The sequence below is a fragment of the Flavobacterium sp. N502540 genome, assembly GCF_025947365.1.
GTDB lineage: Bacteria > Bacteroidota > Bacteroidia > Flavobacteriales > Flavobacteriaceae > Flavobacterium.
Window position 1 is genome coordinate 2,283,664 of record NZ_CP110012.1, and the last position, 21,904, is coordinate 2,305,567.

Here is a 21,904-nt window from a genome sequence, read left to right on the forward strand (position 1 = left end):
TGTTTTTAGATGCTCATCAGAAATCCAATCAGGTTTTCTTTTTTGTTTAAACCTAGTTTTTTCCGGAGTCGATAGCGTGCCAATTCGACTCCGCCAGTCGAAATATTCATAATTTCGGCTATTTCTTTAGTAGACATATTCATCAATAAATAAGTGGATAAGTCCAGTTCACGAGGAGAAATTGTTGGGTATTTTTCTTTTAAGCGTTTTAAGAATTCAAAATGTACGTTTTTGATGTGCTTCTCAAGGTCTTTCCAGCTCTTGTCTGTGTTGACCTCTTTTACAATGCTTTTATTTAGCTTGCTCACCTGAAATTTTGTCGATTCGTCAAGAGCATCGTTGTCGATTTCTTTTAGTTTGTGAATGATGCCATTTAAGACTTTGTTTTTCTTTACAACCTGAAGGGAATTGCTCACCAGTTCTTTGTCTTTGGCGAGGATTTTTATCTGGAGTTTGTCGCTTTTTAGACGTTCAATCTCTTTCTCCAGTTCGTGTTGCTCGTGTCTGATCTTAGATTCCTTTTCGAGATACAGTCTTCTTTGCTCTATCGTTTCATAATATTTGTTTTTTCTGATTTTGAGTTTAATTCTGTTTGAAACAATATAAATTCCCGCCAGAAGTAATAAAAAGTAGGTGAGATAAGCCAGAAAATGTCTGTACCAGGGCGGAGAGATGGTGAAATTGATTTCAGATACACCAGACTCTCTGCCGTAGCTGTTTTTTGCTTTGATTTTCATGGTGTATTTGCCCTCTCTCAGATTGGTGTATTCTTTTATGGAAGTGGTCGACCAATTGCGCCAGTTTTCTTCAAATGGTTCTAATTTATAGGAATAGGTTACATTCTCCTGATTTTCGAAAGTAGGAGATGAGAACGTAAATTTGACGTGATTGGACTGATAAGGAATTAAAAGGTCTGTTAGTGGTTTTTCAAGATTACCTGTCATAATAGTATCGCTGGTAGAGGAGAAACTTTCAAAAAAGACCTTAGGTTTTGTGATGAATTTATTTGAAATTTGAGAATCATAATGTGCAAGTCCATCAGTTAGTCCTATAAAAATGTTCTTCGGATCGATTGTATTGACCGAAACATATTTGTTTACCAGATTACCGGTTAAATTGGAAAATGGAGCTTCTGTGCGGATGTATTTTCCATTGGAACCTTTTATTAAAACGCCAAGTGATTCATTGTAGGAATACCATAAATTGTTGTATTTGTCTTCTATTATAGTGTTTACAGTCGGAATTTTTTCGAATAAAGCTGTGATCTTTTTGTCTTCAAAAAAGTCTTCCTGTTCGTCACTGTATCTGTAAAAGTGATTTTTGGTTTGAAAGTAAACTTTATTGTTGATCAATTGAAGACTTCCTATTCCTTTTTTCGATGCTGAAATGTGAGAGTGTTTTTTTACAAGGTCAAATCTTTTTAAATCTTCAGACAATCTCATCTGATACAGGTAAGGATCCTTTTTTAGCCACAAATAATTGTTGTCAAGCTCGATTTCAAATGTATTTGTCGTCTCGTCAAATCCCGCCATCTGATTAACATAACTGATTTCGTTTGCTGAGTTTTTAAAGATAGAAAAACCACTATAGCTTTCTCCAATAATGTAACCGGGGTGGTTTGGAATGGTTTTGAAGCCAAAATAACCTCTATTGTCCAGTGTTTTTGAAACTCTGTTTTGATCAATTACCAAGGCACCGCTATTGCTTGCACACAAAAGTGTATTGTTGATAACCTGAATGTTCCAGGCTTGTGCAATGGTGCCCTCGACGCGGTTGAATGGTTCGTCTTTAAAAGGAGCGTTCCAGGAATGATAAAACAAACCCTGGTTGGTGGCAACATATAGGTTTTTGTTGAAAATCACAGAAGCATAAACAGTACCTATATTATAACTATAGTCAAAAAAGGTAAAAGGAGAGTTTTGGTTTATAAAGGCGATTCCGTTATCCAGTCCTAGCCATAGATTGTTTTTATTGTCAACAAAAGAGGTCAGTACCGTATTGTTTTGGAGTCCTTTTTGTCGGTTTAGATGCTGAAGGATTTTTCCATTCAGGTCGCAAATGACTGCGCCATTGAGAACCGAATTGAGTACGATGAATTTGTTTCCGATAATTGCTCCACCTAAAGAGGTATTCTTTTTTATAAAACTATTGGCTTCGGTTTCCCAGGGAGTAATGCTATTATAGTCATAAGTAAAAAGCCCTTTTTCTAAGGTTGCAAAAAGTAATTTGTTGTTGGGTAGCGGAAACATCGCCCAGATCTCTTTGTCGTTCAAGGCAGTAGTTCCTTTTAAAGGAGTTAGTTTCTGGTTCTTATACTCTAAAATTCCCAGAACTTTATCCTGAAAATAAAGATGTTCCTTTATTAGAAAAGAGAATTGAAACCTTCTCGGGGCATTGATAAGGCGTAATTTATTGTTTTTGTAAAAGAAGACCTTGGTGAAAGATTGAAATACGACTTCTCCTTTATAAAGATGTATTCTCCAGATCAGGTTAATATTTCTGCTGTCCTTTTTACTGATTAACGCAGAAAGGGAATGGTATTGTAATCTGCCTTTTGCATCACTCTTAAAATAACCAAATTCATTATTTCCGCCAACGTATATTCTTCCGGACTGGCTGTCTATTTTTAAGCTTCTGATTGCAGTATTGTTGGGAAGCGGGTATTTGTTCCAGGTTGATCCGTCAAACTGGATTAAGCCGTTATTGTTTGCGAAATAGATATTGCCATTTTTATCCTGATCAATATTCCAATTTTGAGTGCCTCCTTTATAATCGGATCGCTTATAGTTTTTGATTGCGGGTAATCCAATGTTTTTTACTTGGGAAAAAATAGTAAAAGGCAGGATAAAAAGGATAAAAATCGAAATAGAAGCATTTGCGAATTTCATAATTTTAGATCAGGGTTTTTATTAGTAATGTTCTGTAATCCTCTTTTTTTGGATTATTGCAATCGGAATATTGTATTTTTCTGTGGAAATTTTCCATAAAATCGAAAATAATTCATTTTTAGTAAATGTAGTGTTTATTTTATTTAATTAACAATTCTATAACAATATAAAGTTGATTTTAAAATTTTGAAAATCAATGGATTATTTTTAATTTGATGTGTTTTTGTAATGTGTAAATTTATAGTTTGATGTGTTTTTGTAGGGAATTTTAATTACACATACTGAAATTTTAAATTTATTATTGCATCGAATTACTAATTAATTAACCAAAATTTTTAGAAAAATGAAATTAACAAAATTACTTATTTTTTGTTTTTCGTTTCTGTTGTTTTCAGTTGTCACAATGGCGCAGGATGTTACAGTAAGCGGAATCATAAATGATGAAAATGGAATGCCAGTTCCGGGTGCGTCTATTTTAATAAAAGGCACAAATAAGGCGACAGCATCTGATTTCGATGGAAAATTTCAGATCAGTGTTCCTGCAAACGGTACTTTAACATTTAGTTTTGTAGGTTATAATACTGTACAGGAAGCTGTAAACGGAAGAACTAAAATTGATGTTAAGTTAAAAGCGGAATCTCAGGCCTTAAATGAAGTTGTAGTAGTAGGATATGGTACACAAAAGAAAAGTGTCGTTACAGGTTCTATTTCCAGTGTTAAGGCAAAAGACTTGGAGAGTCTCCCTATAACAAGGGTAGAACAAGCTTTACAAGGCAGAGTGTCCGGGGTTTCTATAGCAGCAAATGCAGGACAGCCGGGATCAGCTTCTACCATACGTATTCGAGGTTTTACTACATTAAACAATAATGATCCTTTATGGGTTGTTGATGGTGTGATCGTCGATAATGGAGGTATTGGTTACTTAAATCAATCGGATATCGAATCTATTGAGGTACTTAAAGATGGTGCTTCAGGAGCAATTTACGGTTCGCGTGCTGCTGCAGGGGTTATCCTTGTAACGACTAAAAAAGGTAAAGCTGGAAGAATCTCCGTTAGCTATACGGGCTTTGCAGGAACATCTCAGGCGGCTAAAAAATTAGATTTGTTAGATGCTAATCAGTACGTAACGATTATGAATGAAGCTAACGTAAATGGCGGAACTCCTAATAGATATACCGTTCCTGCCAATGTTGGAAACGGAACAGACTGGCAGAATGTAATTTTTAATAACCATGCACAACGTTCTTCTCATGAACTAAGCTTTAGCGGTGGTAATGATACGTCAACTTTTTACATGTCTTTTGGATTAACAGATCAGGAAGGTATTGTAAACTCTGATATTTCTAATTACAACAGAAAAAATATCCGTTTGAACTCTAACCATAAATTAGGGAAGTATATTAAAATTGGTCAGACTTTAGGATATTCTCACGAAAAAACAATTGGTGTTGGAAATACGAATGATGAGTTTGGTGGACCTTTATCATCAGCGATCAACTTAGACCCACTAACCCCCGTACTTGTTGCTCCTGGAGCTGCAACTGGTGCAGGTACTCCATACGAGAATAAAAATGCACTTAGAGATGCAAATGGAAACTACTACGGTATTTCAACAATCGTAACTCAGGAAACCTCAAATCCATTAGCCTATACACAAACGAGATTAGGAAACAATGACTTCGCTGATAATTTTGTTGGAAACATTTTCGCGGAAGCGGAAATTTTACCGGGATTAAAATTCAAATCTACTGCAGGTGGAAAATTAGCGTATTACGGATCAGATAACTTTACACCAGTTTATTATTTAAATGGAGCTACCAAAAAAGATGTAAACGAATTGTTCCGATCGTACAAAAAATCTTTCAGCTGGAACTGGGAGAATACTTTAAACTACGATAAGAAAATTGGAAATCACCATTTTGGTATTTTAATTGGAAAAGGTACTTATGTTGATAATATTACTTCCGGTAATGATATCACGTACAGAGGTGTGCCAGCTACGACACATGCTGAAGCTTCTTTTAATGTCGACATTCCAATTTCTGATAAAATAGCAAACGCTTACAATGCACAAGCTTTAGAACACAGAGTAGAGTCCTTGTTTTCCAGATTAAACTACGATTATAAAGAAAAATATATTTTTACCGGTATTCTTCGTCGTGATGGTTCTACTCGTTTCGGACCAAATCATAAGTACGGAACTTTCCCGTCAGTATCTTTAGGCTGGGTTCCTTCCAAAGAAAATTTCTGGGGAGAAAATAAAATCGTGAATACTTTAAAAATAAGAGGAGGTTATGGGGTTACAGGTAATGATTCCTCTCCTGATTTCTTATACATTTCTACAGTTGGAATTCAAAGAAACTATACTATCGGTGGAGTAATTGTTAACGGACAAAGTCCAAATGCGATTCCAAACCCTGATTTGAAATGGGAAGAAACCAAACAACTTAACATTGGTTTTGAAACTACGTTATTACATGACTTCAATTTAAGTGTGGATCTTTTCAACAAAAAAACAGAAGGTATTTTAATGAAAGTACCGATTCCGGGTTATGTTGGAGCCACAGGTAATACTTATGCAAACTTAGCAGATATGGAAAACCGCGGTGTAGATATTGAATTAGGCTACCATAAGAAAATTGGAGAATTGAACCTGTCTGTTAATGGAAACTTCTCTTACATCAAAAATGAAATTACTTATATAGACAAAGGAGTTAATTTCTTAGTTGGAGACGAAACGGTACAGTCCAGTTCTTACGAAATCAACAGAACAGAAGTAGGTCATGCGTATAACTCCTTCTACGGATTTAAAACAAATGGTATTTTCCAGACTCAGGCCGACATTGATTCGTACAAAAATGCGGCAGGTAAAGTAATTCAACCTAATGCTAAACCGGGAGATTTCCGTTGGCAGGATTTGGATGGAGACGGTGTAATTGGAGCTAACGACCGAACTTTCTTAGGAACTTCATTGCCTAAATTCACTTATGGATTTACGATGAACTTAGCTTACAAGGGGTTTGATATGTTAGTTTTCGGTCAGGGTGCAGGAGGAAATATGATCTATCAGGGATTGAGAAGACTTGATATTTCTACAGCAAATTATCAAACAGAAGTTATGGGACGTTGGACAGGACCGGGATCAACAAACAGTTATCCTAGAGTTACTACAAACGACACCAACAAAAACTTTACGAATCCATCAGATTTTAATTTGCAAAAAGGAGATTTCTTCCGATTCAAAACAATCCAACTTGGATATTCATTTCCAAAAGAATGGATAGAAAGCATCTCATTGCAAAAAGTAAGATTGTATGTAACAGGAGAAAATTTATGGACGATTACCAAATATACTGGTTATGATCCTGAAATTGGAGGCCCTACTACAGCAGGGATGAACAACGTACAAGGTGTTGACAGAGGGTACTATCCTCAGGCAAAATCGTATATGTTAGGAGTTAATTTGCAATTTTAAATTTTAAAAAAAGATATTATGAAACTTATAAGTTTTAAACAATCATTATTCGCTTTAGGAGTGTTGCTGACACTTGGATCGTGTGATACCGATGAAAAATTAGAAGTAAAAGGGGATGGTGTAGTACTGGAAGATAATTTTTACAGAAACGAAACCGAGGCTTATTCAGGTCTGGTAGCAGCATACGATAAACTAGGAAAGTTTGCAGGAGCAATGGAGAATGCACCCTTATTATTCTTAAATTCTGCGTCAGATGATTTTTATGCAGGAGGTGGTGGTTCAGATGACCAGCCAGGACTTCAGGTGGCATCGAACTATTCTGTTAGTCCGGCGAATATTCCGCCGGCAATTTGGGCAGATTATTACAAAGGCGTGGCAAGATGTAACATCATGCTGGTAAAACTTCCGAATGTCCCTATGGATGCCGCTAAGAAAGCAAGATTTGCTGCAGAAGTAAAAGCATTACGTGCTTATTACTATTTTGATTTGGTGAGAATGTTTAAAAATATTCCTTTGATCCTGAAACCGTTAACGAAAAATGAAATTCCTTTAGTTGTGCAGGCTAAGCCTGACGAGGTTTATGCACAAATTGAAAAAGATTTGAACGAAGCAATTCCTGATCTACCGATGACCTTACCTGAACCGGAGTTAGGAAGATTCTCTAAAGGAGCTGCAACAGCACTTTTAGGAAAAGTATATTTATACGATAACAAAAAGCCACAAGCAGCGGCTGAATTAGCAAAAGTTAATGGAACTCCCGGAGGAACAAGTAGTTTTGGCTATAAGTTGATGGATACTTTCGCTTCTTTATGGGATCATACCAAAAAATTCAATTCAGAATCTATCTTTGAAATTACCTACACCGATAAATCCAATGCAGATTGGGGGAATTTTGAAAGAGGTGATGATGAAGGAAACGTTGCCGCTCAGTTGATGGGAATCAGAGATTATTCCAGAACAAAATATGGAAAAGCTGCACTTTTGCCAGATTATATTAATGGATGGGGTTTTTGTGTTGTTACCGCAGATCTGGCAAATACGATGAAAAGCGATCCACGTTTCGCGTCTACTATTTTTGATGCAAAGACCGCAAGAGCTACAGGAGATCCGGATAAAGATCCGAACACTTTGATTACTTACAAAGACAGTTATCAGGAGACTGGATATCATTTTATTAAATATGCACCAGTTAATGCCGATATCAAAGCAAGTAACCCTTTCTTAAATTTTGGAATCAATACCTACGTTATTCGTTTGGCAGATACTTATTTATTAGAGGCTGAAGCTTTAGGAGGAACAGGAGCAAGAGCTCAGGCACTATTAGATGCTGTTAGAGTAAGAGCCGGATTAACACCGGTACCGGTTTCTATTCCGGCTATTTTAGACGAAAGAAGATTAGAACTTGCAGGTGAAGGTCATCGTTGGTTTGATTTGGTGAGAACAGGTCAGGCTGCTGCCAAACTTGCTTTCAAAGGATTTCAGGCCAATAAAAATGAAGCATTCCCAATTCCATATAGTGAATTTAATAACACTAAAATGGTTCAAAATCAGGGATATCCACAATAATGAAGTAAGTTAAGTTTAAGTTTAAGGTTGGTTGTAAATAGCCCATTCTCATAATGATTATGGGCTATTTTTAAATCAAACCGGAAATCATTTGACTTAGAAATTTGATCAAAGTCTTAATTATTAAAACATACTCAATGAGAAAGATTGGCTATATTATTACTTGTTTATGTTTTTCTTTATCTGTTTTTCCACAACAGAAAAACCAAAAACAGCAACAAAAATTTACCACTACCAATAAAAAAATAACGGTTTATACCACAGCAGCAAATACACAATTAAGATTAACACCAACAGATCATTTAAATTTTACCGCATCCAGACAGCCTATAGAAACAGAGTTGTCCGTTTTTGTTGAACCATCCAAACGTTTCCAGAGTTTTCTGGGGATTGGCGGTGCCATTACCGATGCAAGTGCCGAAATTTTTGCCCAATTATCAAAAGAAAAACAGACGGAATTTTTAAACGCTTACTACGATACCCAAAAAGGAATCGGTTATTCATTGCTAAGAACAACTATTCAAAGTTCTGATTTTAGCAGCGGAAGTTATTCTTATATCGAAGAAGGCGACAAAGATTTAAAAACATTTTCGATTGATCATGACCGCAAATACCGTTTACCCATGATTAAAGCGGTCCTAAAAAAGGCTGGCGGAAAAATGATTACTTATGCTACTCCGTGGTCACCAAATGCTTTTATGAAAAGCAATAAGAATGTACTCAAAGGCGGAACATTACTCCCGGAATTTTATCAACCGTGGGCAAACTTCTATGCAAAATTTATAAAAGCATACGAAAAAGAAGGAATTCCAATTTGGGCAACATCCGTTCAGAATGAACCCATGGCCACCCAAACCTGGGAATCCTGTTTGTACACTGCCGAACAGGAAAGAGATTTCCTGAAGAATTACCTTGGACCAACCTTAAAAAAAGAAGGTTTGGGAAAGGTAAAAATTATTGCCTGGGATCACAATCGTGATTTAATGGTACAGAGAGCCAATGTTATTTTCTCAGACCCGGAAGCTTCTAAATATGTTTGGGGAATGGGTTTTCATTGGTACGAAACCTGGACAGGAGCTCAGCCGATGTTTGACAATGTCGCAAGAGTACATGAAGCATATCCGGACAAAAAACTCATTTTTACAGAAGGTTGTGTCGAGAAATTTGACGCTGCAAAATACCAATTCTGGCCAAACGCAGAGCGATACGGCACTTCTATGATCAATGATTTTAACAACGGAACCGTGGGCTGGACAGACTGGAATATACTTTTGGACCAATTTGGAGGACCAAATCACGTAGGCAATTTTTGCTTCGCACCCATACATGCAGATACCACTACAGGGGAACTCATTTACACCCCATCGTATTATTATATCGGGCATTTTTCAAAATTCATTCGTCCTAATGCCGTTCGTGTAAGTACTTCGGTAAGCCGCAGTTATTTGTCAAGTACCTCTTTTTTGAATACTGATGGGAAAATGGCAACCGTAGTGATGAACAATACCGACAATGCTATTACCTATAATTTTATTATTGCAACAGAACAGACCATTGTAAAAATTCCTGCACACGCGATACAAACGCTGGTCTATTAAAATTTTGTGAGTTAGTTAGAGGGGCAATCTGATTCGTCCGTTTCGCCCCTTGCTTTTTAATAATAATGAAATCGTTTTGAGTGTACCATGAAAGCCATAAATAGCGTTTTAATCGCCCCATTACTAGTGCTGCAATTCGTTGCTTCTTCAAAAGTTGGAGCGCAGTCTGCAGCACCCTCATTTAAATCAAACCCAAAAATACAAGTATATACTACTGCCGAAAACACCAAATTAAGATTGTCATTATCCAATGATTTCATTTTAAATCCAGCTTCACAGCAAACAAAAACAGCCGTTTCAATTACGATCGATCCTTCAAAAACAGACCAGACTTTTTTAGGAATTGGCGGAGCCATTACCGATGCCAGTGCAGAAGTTTTTGCTAAACTGTCATCCAAAAAACAACAGGAATTTCTAACCGCTTACTATGATAAAAATAAAGGAATAGGGTTTTCTTTGGCCAGAACCAATATGCATAGCTGTGATTTTAGCAGCGAAAGTTATACCTATATTCAGGAAGGTGACAAAGAGCTAAAAACCTTTACTATTGATCACGATAAAAAATACCGAATCCCATTACTCAAAAAAGCAATTGAAACAGCCGGCGGGAAATTAACGTTATTTGTTAGTCCCTGGAGTCCTCCGGCTTTTATGAAAGACAATAAGGATATTTTGCACGGCGGAGTTTTATTGCCGGAGTTTGCACAATCATGGGCCAATTATTATGCTAAATTTATAAAAGCATACGAAAAAGAAGGAATTCCGGTCTGGGGACTGACGATTCAAAATGAACCAATGGCAAGTCAGAGATGGGAGTCTTGCATTTACACCCCGGAAGCCGAAAGAGATTTTTTGAAAAACTTTCTGGGGCCTACTTTAGAAAAAGAAGGATTGGGATCTAAAAAGATCATTATTTGGGACCACAACCGCGGAGAGATGCTAGAGAAAAGAGCTAATTTAGTTTTTTCTGATCCTGAAGTTTCCAAATACGCCTGGGGAATTGGATTCCACTGGTACGAAACCTGGAACGGAGGCAGTCCGAAATTTGAATCCGTGGGGAAAGTACATGAAGCTTTTCCGAACAAAAATCTGCTTTTTACCGAAGGCTGTATTGAAAAATTTGACGCTTCGAAATTCCAGTTTTGGGGTAATGCCGAACGATACGGAATCAATATGATCCATGATTTTAACAACGGAACGGTAGGTTGGACAGACTGGAACATTTTGCTGGATCAAAACGGAGGCCCCAATTATGTTGGTAATTTTTGTTTTGCCCCAATTCATGCCGATACCACAAAAGATGAATTGATCTACACACCGATGTACTATTATATTGGACATTTTTCAAAATTCATCCAACCGGGAGCGAAAAGAATTAGAAATGTAATAAGCGACAAAAGTGTATTAAGCACTTCTTTTCTAAATACAAACGGAAAAATTGCCACCGTTGTAATGAATCAGTCAGACAAAGAAGTGGTGTACGAAATAGCAATCAATTCGGTGAAAAAAACGCTTACTATACCGGCTCATGCCATACAAACGTTAGTGTACTAGCCTCTTTTAGCAGCATATTAATTTAAAGAAATACAATGAAAAACACGAAGTTTATAGTAGTTGCTCTATTTTTTTGTGGAGCAGTATGGAGTCAGGAAGCCAGGAAAACGAGAGCAGATATAGATGCCAAGGTTTCAGAGTTGTTATCAAAGATGACATTGGAAGAAAAAGTAGGGCAAATGACGCAGATAACAGTTACTGTTTTTGAAGATGCTCAAAAACCGGGTTATTTTGATGCCGCCAAACTAAAAAAAGGCATTCAGGAGTACCATATCGGTTCTATTCTGAATGTGCCTAATCCGGGAGCACCAACGCTTCAGAGATGGCAGGAGACCATGGCTGCCATTACTAATGAAGCCAACAAATCGAGACTTAAAATTCCGGTATTGTATGGTATAGATGCCATACACGGAGCGAGTTATACCGCCGGAGCCACCTTATTTCCACAACAAATTGGTCTGGCAGCAACGTTTAATACAGAGCTGGTAAAACGCGGGGCTGAAATTTCGGCTTACGAAACCAGAGCCTCCTCCATTCCATGGGTATTCTCTCCAGATTTGGATTTTCCGAGAAACCCGGCCTGGTCCAGAATGTGGGAATCTTTTGGAGAAGATGCCTATCTGTCTTCCAAAATGGCGGTCGCTTTGGTAGATGGTTTTGAAGGAAACAATGTAGGATCAAAATATAGCGTAGCCTCCTGTATGAAACATTATATTGGTTATGGCAGCACCACAACCGGAAAAGACAGAACACCAAGTATTATTCCCGAGCGCATTCTAAGACAATATGATTTAACCATATATCAGGCTGCCATAAAAGCCGGAGCAAAAAGCGTAATGGTAAGTTCCGGAGAAATCAACGGAACTCCGGTGCATTCGAGCAAACATCTGATTACGGACATTCTTAAAAAAGAATTAGGTTTTGAAGGAGTGGTAGTAACCGATTGGAAAGATATCATTTACCTGAACACCAGACATAAAATTGCAGCAACCAAAAGAGATGCGGTTCGTATCGCAGTTATGGCCGGAATAGACATGAGCATGGTACCCGAAGAATTTACTTTTTACACAGACCTTGTAGACTTAGTTCAAAAAGGAGAAGTGCCAATGTCCCGTATTGATGATGCAGTAACCAGAATTCTAAGAATGAAATTCGAGTTAAACCTGTTCCAGAATACGGTTGCAAATCTAAAGGATTATCCAAAATTTGGTTCAGCCGAACACATTCAGGAAGCTTATAAAACGGCTGCGGAATCCATTACATTGTTAAAAAATAACGATGCAGTTTTACCTTTAAACAAAGAGGAAAAAATCCTGGTAACCGGAGCAACGGCAAACAGCATGAAAAACCTGAACGGAGGCTGGTCGTACACCTGGCAGGGTGAAAATGCAGATACTTACGCTGCTGACAAATTAACCATTCTGGAAGCTTTTCAGGCTAAATTAGGAAAAGAGAATGTGCTCTATACCGCCGGCGCAGATATTGAAAAAGAAGATGATGCCGAAATTCAAAAAGCGGTTGAACTGGCTCAAAAGGCATCGAAAATTGTATTGTGTCTTGGAGAGAAAAACTACACCGAAACTCCGGGAGATATCAGTAATCTTTATATGAGTAAATCTCAGGTAAAATTAGCCCTCGCCTTAGCCAAAGTAAACAAACCAATTATTCTGATTTTAAACGAAGGAAGACCAAGACTGATTAGTGATTTTGAAGATAAAATGAGTGCCGTTGTACAATGTTATTTACCAGGAAATGAAGGAGGAAGAGCATTGGTTGATATACTGTACGGAGAGGTAAATCCAAGTGGGAGATTGCCTTACAACTATCCGAGATACCCTAATTCATTAGAAAAATACAACAGAAAACATACAGAGAGTTTAGCAGACGAAGAACAAAATAATGATGCTAAATACGAGAAAAGCTATTCCCCTCAGTTTGAATTTGGAACAGGATTATCCTATACCACCTTTACTTATTCGAATTTAAAAATCGACAAAGCAGAAATTACGAATACCGATGAAATAAAGGTGACCGTTGAGGTTACCAATTCCGGGAAAAGAGCCGGAAAAGAATCGGTTTTATTGTACCTGTCAGATAATTATGCTTCTATAACTCCTGAAGTAAAAGCGCTAAAAAGATTCGAAAAGATTAGTTTAGAGCCTAACGAAACCAAAACGGTGAAATTTACTTTAAACCAAAAAGATTTGCAATTCGTAAACGAAGATCTGAAATGGATTTCCGAAAAAGGAACTTTTACGATTCAGATCGCAAATCTTAAAAAGGACTTTTTATTACAGTAAATAAACCAAACATCGTTATTTCCGAAAAGATATTTGGTGTTTGAATGTCAAAAGAAAATTAGCTATTTCATATTATAAAGACATGAAAAAAATAATTATTACCCTACCGTTACTACTTTCCTTTGCCGCTTTCGCTCAGGATTTTTTACATAGAGACGGACAAAAAATTGTAGACGGAACCGGAAAGAATATCATTTTAAGAGGTCTCGGAACAGGAGGCTGGATGGTTCAGGAAGGCTATATGTTACAGACACAACCTTTTGCAAGTCCACAGTATGTTATCAGGCAGAAGATTCAGGATGTTATTGGAGAAGAAGCAACCAAAGAATTTTACGCTGCCTACAAAGCAAACGGAATCACCAAAAGAGATGTAGATTCATTAGCCGCCTGGGGATTCAATTCGATCCGCCTGCCAATGCATTACAATTTATACACACCACCAATCGAAGCCGAAAAAAAGGATGAAATCTCCTGGATTGAAGAAGGCTTTACCATGACCGATAATTTGCTGAAATGGTGCGCCGAAAATAAAATGTATCTTATTTTAGACTTACATGCCGCTCCCGGAGGCCAGGGAAACGATGCTGCAATTTCAGATTATGATACCACAAAACCCTCCTTGTGGGAGAGCGAAGCCAATCAGAAAAAAATGATTGCCTTATGGAAAAAACTGGCTTCACGTTACAGAGATAGTCCGTGGATAGGGGCCTATGACATTATCAACGAACCCAATTGGAATTTTACCGGAACCAATAAAAATGGCTGTGATGAAAACTCAAACGGTCCTTTAAGAGATCTGATGGTTCGGGTTACAAAAGCCATTCGGGAAGTCGATACCAATCATTTAATTTTTATTGAAGGAAACTGCTGGGGAAACAATTACAACGGAATTTTTCCTTTATGGGATGAAAATATGGCATTGAGTTTTCACAAATACTGGAACTACAATACCACAGCCTCCATTCAGAAAATGCTGGACTACAGAACACAATACAATGTGCCGATCTGGTTGGGTGAAAGCGGGGAAAATTCGAACGTATGGTTCAAAGAGACATTGACATTGGTCGAAAACAACAATATAGGCTGGGCATTCTGGCCCATGAAAAAAATCGAGAATATTGCGGGAGTGACCTCCGTTACAAAGATTCCCGAATATGATGTTTTATTAAAGTACTGGAAAGACGGCGGCGAGAAACCAAAGCCTGATTTTGCCAAAAAAACTTTAATGAAAATCGCCGACAATTACAAAATGGAAAATGTAACCGTAAAACCGGACGTGATCGATGCCATGTTCAGACAAGTGCAGACCAACGATACCAAACCTTATAAACGACATTTGATTCCCGGAAAAATTGCAGCAGCACAGTATGATTTAGGAACAAATGAAAAGGCTTATTCAGACAAAGATTTTATAAACTACAGAGTCGAAACCGGAAAATTTGACGAATGGAACAAAGGAAATACGATGCGAAATGATGGCGTTGATATTTTACCGTGTAAAGATGCCGGATCAAACGGATTTCAGGTTTCATTTATTGAGGATGGAGAATGGTTGCAGTTTACAGCTGAAGTAAAAAAGCAAAATACATATAAAGTAGCGATTCGATATTCGGCTGAAAATTCAGAAGGGAAAATACACCTCGAAGCAGAAAATGGAAAAAGATCCCAAATCGTTACATTACCTGCAACAGGAGGAAATGATAAGTGGAAAACGGTTGTGTTGTCCGGAGTGGTGTTAAATGCCGGAACGCAAAAAATTAAAGTTGTTTTCGAAAAAGGAGGTTTCAACCTGAATTACTTAGATTTTTCAGAATAGAAAAAATAAAGGCAGAACGAGGTATTTATAAGAGAATAGGTATTTAAATGAAGTGAAACGTCTTTTTTATGCGTGCAGCACCTATGTGTTTAGATAACCGCCACAGATTAAAAGGATTTAAAAAAAATCTGCATAATCTGCGAGATCTGCGAGAAAAAATAGATGTGTGAAATGTGAAATGTGAAATGTGCCTGAAAACTTTCTATGTGTTTAAATAAATCCAACGGGTTAAATTAACATTATTTTGAAGCTTATATTTTTCTTTAGGGCTAATGAAATGGTAGCTTTACGAATTCAATTTTTTTACTATGAAAAAGACAAATACAATTGTTCTCGTAATGTTTCTGATTTTTGTCAGTACTCCATTTTATGCTCAGAGTGTAAAAATGATGACGTATAATATTCGTTTAGATGTTGCTTCTGACGGAGAAAATGCCTGGCCAAACCGGAAAGACTTTTTTAATTCTCAAATCAGATTTTACAGTCCGGATATTCTTGGAATTCAGGAGGCATTGCCTAATCAGGTGGCTGAGATTGCTTCGGCCTTACCGGAGTACCATAAATTTGGAATAGGCAGAGAAGAAAAAGGAACCGGAGAAGCCTGTACGATTTACTATAAAAAAGACCGTTTTCAGGTAGAACATACAAACACATTTTGGCTGTCTGAAACACCGGAAAAAGTATCAAGGGGCTGGGATGCTGCCTGTAACAGAGTTTGTACTTACGGATTGTTTAAAGATTTAAAAACAAAAAAAAGGATTTGGGTTTTTAACCTTCACCTGGATCATGTTGGAGAGGTAGCCCGCGTAAAAGGAGTCGAGTTAGTTCTCTCAAAAATAAAGGAAATAAACACTAAAAATTATCCCGTGTTTTTAATGGGAGACTTTAATTCAGTACCGGACACGAAACAAATTGTCGAGATCAAAAAGGTGATGGACGATACCAGGGATGTTTCGATAGAAAAACCTTTTGGTCCTTCAGGAACCTTTAATGAATTCAAACACAATGAACCTGTGAATTTGTTACTGGATTATATTTTTGTATCAAAAAATAGCGGATTAAAAATTCAAAAACATGCAGTCTTAAGTGATTCAAAAGATTTAAAATATCCATCCGATCATTTGCCTGTTTTGATCCAAATAAATTAATTATGAAAAAAATAACCACATTTACCCTGTTGATGGTATCGCTTTTTGCGACCGCTCAGCAAGAAACAATAGATCAAAAAGTAAATGCTCTGTTGAAAAAAATGACTCTTGAGGAAAAAATCGGTCAGCTAAATCAGTATACGGGCGACAATGCAGCAACGGGACCTATTACCATAAATGCCAACAAACAAGCCGAAATAAAGGCAGGATTAATAGGTTCGATGTTAAACGTAACCGGAACAAAATACACCCGACAATATCAGGAACTGGCCATGCAGTCCCGTTTGAAAATCCCCCTGTTATTTGGTCAGGATGTCATCCATGGCTACAAAACGACTTTTCCAATTCCGTTAGCCGAAGCAGCGAGCTGGGACTTAGCAGCTATTGAATTGGCAGCAAGAGTTGCAGCTACAGAGGCTTCAGCAAGTGGGATTCACTGGACATTTGCTCCAATGGTCGACATAGGCCGTGATCCGCGTTGGGGGAGAGTGATGGAAGGAGCAGGAGAAGATACCTGGCTGGGTTCTAAAATTGCCTATGCCAGAGTTAAAGGTTTTCAGGGAAATAAACTCGGAGATCTGAACTCGGTTATGGCCTGTGTAAAACATTTTGCCGCTTATGGTGCAGCTGTGGGCGGGAGAGATTACAACTCCGTAGACATGAGTGAACGCATGCTTTTAGAAACCTATCTGCCTCCTTTTAAAGCAGCTCTTGATGCCGGTGCAGCCACTTTTATGAATTCCTTTAATGACTTAAACGGAATTCCGGCTACCGCAAATGTGCATTTGCAGCGTGATATCTTAAAAGGAAAATGGAACTTTCAGGGATTCGTAGTTTCAGACTGGGGATCGATTGGGGAAATGGTAGCACACGGATATTCTAAAGATTTAAAAGCTGCAGCACTTGCCGCGATTACAGCGGGAAGTGATATGGATATGGAAAGTAATGCCTACCGATATCATTTGGCAGAATTAGTGAAAGAAGGCAAAGTACCGGTTGATTTGATTGATGATGCCGTGAAACGTATTTTACGCAAGAAATATGAATTGGGTTTATTTGATGATCCTTACCGATATTCAGATCAAAAAAGAGCTGATAAAGCTTTAAACAATCCGGAAAACAGAATGGCAGCTCTTGAAGTAGCTAAGAAAAGTATCGTTTTATTAAAGAACGACAACGAAACATTACCACTGTCTAAAAACCTGAAAACAATTGCATTCATTGGCCCAATGGTGAAAGAGTACAAAGAAAATATGGGGTTTTGGTCTGTAGAATTACCCGAGGTTGATTACAATAAATGGATCGTCTCACAATGGGATGGTTTGCAGAACAAAGTGGGTAAAAACACAAAACTGCTTTATGCCAAAGGCTGTGAAGTAGACGGAGATCACAAAGACGGTTTTGCAGAAGCAGTGGCAACGGCCCAACAGGCAGATGTGGTGATTTTGAGTATTGGTGAAAGACGTGACATGAGCGGTGAAGCAAAAAGCCGAAGCGATCTTCATTTGCCTGGTGTTCAGGAAGATTTGGTAAAAGCGATTCAGGCAACAGGAAAACCGGTAATAGTTCTGGTAAATGCAGGAAGGCCTCTTATATTTAACTGGACGGCAGATCATGTTCCGGCAATTGTTTACACCTGGTGGTTGGGAACTGAAGCAGGTAATGCTATCGCCGATGTTTTATTTGGAGATTACAATCCATCGGGGAAATTGCCCATGACTTTCCCAAGAGAAGTGGGGCAGATCCCAATTTATTACAATCATTTCAGTACAGGAAGACCTGCTAAAGATGAAGATGCCAAAAACTATGTTTCGGCCTACATTGATCTGAAAAACTCCCCTAAATTTCCTTTTGGATATGGATTGAGTTATACAAAATTCAATTATTCCGATTTGAAATTGTCAGCAGTAAAAATGAAAAGCAACGAAACTATTAAAGTTTCTTTTCAATTATCAAATGTTGGAAAAGTAGCAGGAGAAGAAGTGGTTCAATTGTATTTAAAAGACAAATTCGGATCGGTGGTAAGACCCGTTTTAGAATTGAGAGATTTTCAAAAAGTAAAACTAAATGCAGGAGAATCTAAAACAATTGAGTTTACTATTGACAAAGAGAAACTTTCTTTCTACAATAATAAATTAGAATGGACAGCAGAACCGGGAGACTTCGAAGTCATGATCGGAGCTTCATCAGCTGACCTCAAATTAAAAGCGAATTTTGAATTGCTTTAACTTTTTTAACCAAACAGAAATATAGATTACTGTTATAAAAAATAACACGAATTGCACGAATTGTCACTAATTTGTTTGTGGAATTAATTTCACAAACAAAGTTAAACGATTAAAATTTGTGCAAATTCGTGTAATTTGTGTTTAGATAAAGGCTATAATTCCTTCTTTTTTTGTGTTATTTATTTTACCACATAGATACATAGGTGCTGCATCCTCTTTTGGCAATAGAAATCTATGTTTCTATATGTTTAAAATTTTGAGCGTTCCAATTATCAAAACATAGATTACAGCTTACCGTGTCGACATAAGTATAAAAAATAACACGAATTGCACGAATTGTCACTAATTTGTTGGTGTAATTAATTTCACAAACAAAGTTAAGGGATTAAAATTTGTGCAAATTCGTGTAATTTGTGTTTAGATAAAGGCTATAATTCCTTCTTTTTTTGTGTCATTTATTTTACCACATAGATACATAGGTGCTGCATCCTCTTTTGGCAATAGAAATCTATGTTTCTATATGTTTAAAATTTTGAGCGTTCCAATCATCAAAACATAGATTACAGCGTACCGTGTCGACATAAGTATAAAAAGTAACACGAATTGCACGAATTGTCACTAATTTGTTGGTGTAATTAATTTCACAAACAAAGTTAAGGGATTAAAATTTGTGCAAATTCGTGTAATTTGTGTTTAGATAAAGGCTATAATTCCTTCTTTTTTTTTGTCATTTATTTTACCACATAGATACATAGGTGCTGCATCCTCTTTTGGCAATAGAAATCTATGTTTCTATATGTTTAAAATTTTGAGCGTTCCAATCATCAAAACATAGATTACAGCGTACCGTGTCGACACAAGTATAAAAAGTAACACGAATTGCACAAATTGTCACTAATTTGTTGGTGTAATTAATTTCACAAACAAAGTTAAGGGATTAAAATTTGTGCAAATTCGTGTAATTTGTGTTGAGACAGTAGGCTACAATTAACCTCCTTTTAGGATGATTATTTTACTAATTTTTTGAAATTGAATTTCAGCTTGTTCAATAAACCATCTTCTATAATGTCGACTCCAATTCCAAAATTACTGTCGGCGACCTCGTTATGGGCTTCTCTGAAATCTTCAAAATCCTCTTCAGGAATTTCTAAGTTAATCAGCGGTTTATAGTCGATGTAAATAGTTCCTCCGTTTTTGTTGATCTTTTTACGGCTCACATAATCAAAGTAGGCATTGTTGATCGTACTTTCCTGTATCGTAAACTTTTCGCTAACGTCAATTTTTTGATCCGTTACAAGAGTGATTTCATATCGCTCATTGTCAAAATTGTGCCAGAAAGAGATGTCTTTATGCATAAAATCCCTTGCTCTGTTTTTCACAATATTGGAGTCAAAATACATCAGGAAACGATTGTTTTTCCCGTCTGAAAAATACGGGTTTTCAATAGTAGTCTGATATTCAATTTTAAATTCATTCAGCTTTTTATCATCACTGACAATTTCGATTGCGGCATCTTTAAAAATCTTTCGAAGATCAGTTCCGTTTCTGTCATTCGTATAATTTAAGGTATAAAAAAAGAAATTGTTCCAGCTGTCAATGATCTCTCTTTTGTTGGTGTTTTTGAAATACCTGCGCATGCTGTTGGCGCGATTTCCTTTGTATACTGTCGTTAGTTTCAGTTTACCAACATTGTTCTCCGCAACAAGCTCTGATTTTTCATCAAGCGCATAATAAGGGAAACGATAAGGAGGTTTATGTTGTAATTCCAAATTAGGCTTCACTTCCAGATAGTGCAGGAAGAAAATAAAACCACGATTTTCAATCAGTCCAAATTCATCACGCAATGTGGCATCAACGAAGTAGCTTTCACCCTTGTAATTGATCTTTACAATTACGTGATTAAAAGTCAGTAACGACGGTAAGTAATGCTTGATATAAAAATCAGTACCGAAATTGACCAGAATAATCGAAGAGTCAATACCAATATAATCTAAAATAACTTTTAGTAAAACCGATTTAGCCTTGCAGTCGCCTTGTTTGTTAGTAAACGTTACAGCAGGCTCCTGCGGCTTGTGGCCGTTCATTTCATCGGCATTGTAAATATAATTGATATGGTTTTGAACATATTCTATCGCAAATTGCAACTGATCGTCTTTAGAACCTATTTTGTCCAGTTTTTCAACCAGTTCCGGAGCAAATTCTGCCAGAGAAGATTTTTCGAAAATAGTCTCATAAATAGGAGAGATGTAATTGGACAATTCTTTCCAGTCGGCGGTCGTGGCAAAATCTATAAACGAAGAAACCTCACGGTTTGAATCTACAAAATTGATGTAATTCTCTTCTTCTCGTACATATTTTTCCCCCTTTTGCAAATAAGCGGTCTGTGGTTCCAGCACATTTCCGTCTTCATCTCTAAAGAACGATTTTTTGTAAGCAACTGCCTTTTCGCGATCGTTTATAAAAGTGAATTTGTACTTTCCGTATGCCCAGTAACTGTCAGGACCTACCCAGACATATCTGGCGAATTCTTTGCGTAGAAAATCACGCTCGGTAAAAATTTTAATTCTGGAATCTTCCATAATCAAAATATCATACAAACGAAGATCCTTTATCGTAATATTAATCTTTTTGTTACTGCTCAAAATACCACCACCGCTTTGATTTTCGCTGTCCAGTATTTTAACTTTAGTATCGGGAATTTTGTCTACTAAAACACCATCTCTTAAAACACTGATTCGGTGTATCACATAAGTTTCACTTTCTTCCAATACAACATCCACAGCAGAAGCTTTCTCCAAATTGGCAGGCTCATTTAAGGTATAGGCCACACAGGCATATTCGCTGTTTTCGTTATCATTGGTATAATAAATCTTATCTAAAAAATAACAATAGTCACGTCCCTCGTCTGCTTGTTTTTGAGAGAATTCAGATTCTTTGATATAATCTATAAGCTGGTTGTCATTAAGGTCACTTGCCCACGGTTCAGGCTTTTGAATTTTGTAAATTTCTAACTGTATATCTTGTTCCATAATAAGGCTTTTAATTGAAGTAGGTAAAATCTTCGGTTTATAACAAAAATATAGCTTTTTGTCTATATCTAAAAAGACCGAATGTATTATTAGGATAAGTTCAGTTTTCTTACAATAAATAAATTTATTATTTGATTTTGAAGAAATTTCACCTTAAATAATTTAAAAAAGGTCTGAAAGAATTTAGGAAATTATAGGAAACACTACTTTTTTTTAGTGATGTTTTCTTGTTTAGTACCCGCAAGATGATTTCCGTACTTTTTAAAAATACCGGTAATTACTTGTACTTGTCCACTTATTAC

General features: G+C 36.9%; 10 protein-coding genes. 8 read left to right on the forward strand and 2 right to left on the reverse strand.

Going from position 1 to position 21,904, the window contains the following annotated elements:
• Positions 1–5: 5 nt before the first annotated feature.
• The gene (locus OLM58_RS09995) at positions 6–2,888 is read right to left on the reverse strand and encodes a triple tyrosine motif-containing protein (protein ID WP_264532162.1); all 2,883 of its coding nucleotides are present in this window, start codon (positions 2,886–2,888) and stop codon (positions 6–8) included.
• Between the two features lie 343 nt (positions 2,889–3,231).
• Between OLM58_RS09995 and OLM58_RS10000 the strand changes: the two genes are divergently transcribed.
• The 8 genes from OLM58_RS10000 to bglX all read left to right on the forward strand — a co-directional run bounded on the left by OLM58_RS10000 (position 3,232) and on the right by bglX (position 18,573).
• Positions 3,232–6,363, forward strand: coding sequence for a SusC/RagA family TonB-linked outer membrane protein (locus OLM58_RS10000; protein WP_264532163.1), 3,132 nt, complete (start codon positions 3,232–3,234; stop codon positions 6,361–6,363).
• Positions 6,364–6,381: 18 nt separating this feature from the next.
• Positions 6,382–7,929, forward strand: a complete 1,548-nt coding sequence (locus OLM58_RS10005; protein ID WP_264532164.1) for a RagB/SusD family nutrient uptake outer membrane protein — start codon at positions 6,382–6,384, stop codon at positions 7,927–7,929.
• A 137-nt stretch (positions 7,930–8,066) separates the two neighbouring features.
• Entirely contained in the window at positions 8,067–9,527 is a 1,461-nt protein-coding gene (locus tag OLM58_RS10010) for a glycoside hydrolase family 30 protein (RefSeq protein ID WP_249966964.1), read from the forward strand.
• 87 nt (positions 9,528–9,614) lie between these two features.
• Positions 9,615–11,081, forward strand: a complete 1,467-nt coding sequence (locus tag OLM58_RS10015; protein ID WP_264532165.1) for a glycoside hydrolase family 30 protein — start codon at positions 9,615–9,617, stop codon at positions 11,079–11,081.
• A gap of 35 nt (positions 11,082–11,116) precedes the next feature.
• Positions 11,117–13,381 (forward strand): glycoside hydrolase family 3 N-terminal domain-containing protein, encoded by a 2,265-nt coding sequence (locus OLM58_RS10020; RefSeq protein WP_264532166.1) that lies wholly within the window; start codon positions 11,117–11,119, stop codon positions 13,379–13,381.
• 82 nt (positions 13,382–13,463) lie between these two features.
• Positions 13,464–15,197 carry a cellulase family glycosylhydrolase gene (locus OLM58_RS10025; protein WP_264532167.1) on the forward strand — a complete coding sequence of 578 codons (1,734 nt, stop codon included), beginning with the start codon at positions 13,464–13,466 and terminating at the stop codon, positions 15,195–15,197.
• Positions 15,198–15,505: 308 nt separating this feature from the next.
• A complete protein-coding gene (locus OLM58_RS10030) occupies positions 15,506–16,345 on the forward strand; it encodes an endonuclease/exonuclease/phosphatase family protein (RefSeq protein WP_264532168.1) in 840 nt (279 codons plus the stop codon).
• A gap of 2 nt (positions 16,346–16,347) precedes the next feature.
• Positions 16,348–18,573, forward strand: a complete 2,226-nt coding sequence (gene bglX, locus OLM58_RS10035) for a beta-glucosidase BglX (RefSeq protein WP_264532169.1) — start codon at positions 16,348–16,350, stop codon at positions 18,571–18,573.
• Between the two features lie 1,007 nt (positions 18,574–19,580).
• Here bglX and OLM58_RS10040 read toward each other — a convergent pair.
• Entirely contained in the window at positions 19,581–21,602 is a 2,022-nt protein-coding gene (locus OLM58_RS10040; protein ID WP_264532170.1) for a DUF3857 domain-containing protein, read from the reverse strand.
• Positions 21,603–21,904 lie beyond the last annotated feature (302 nt).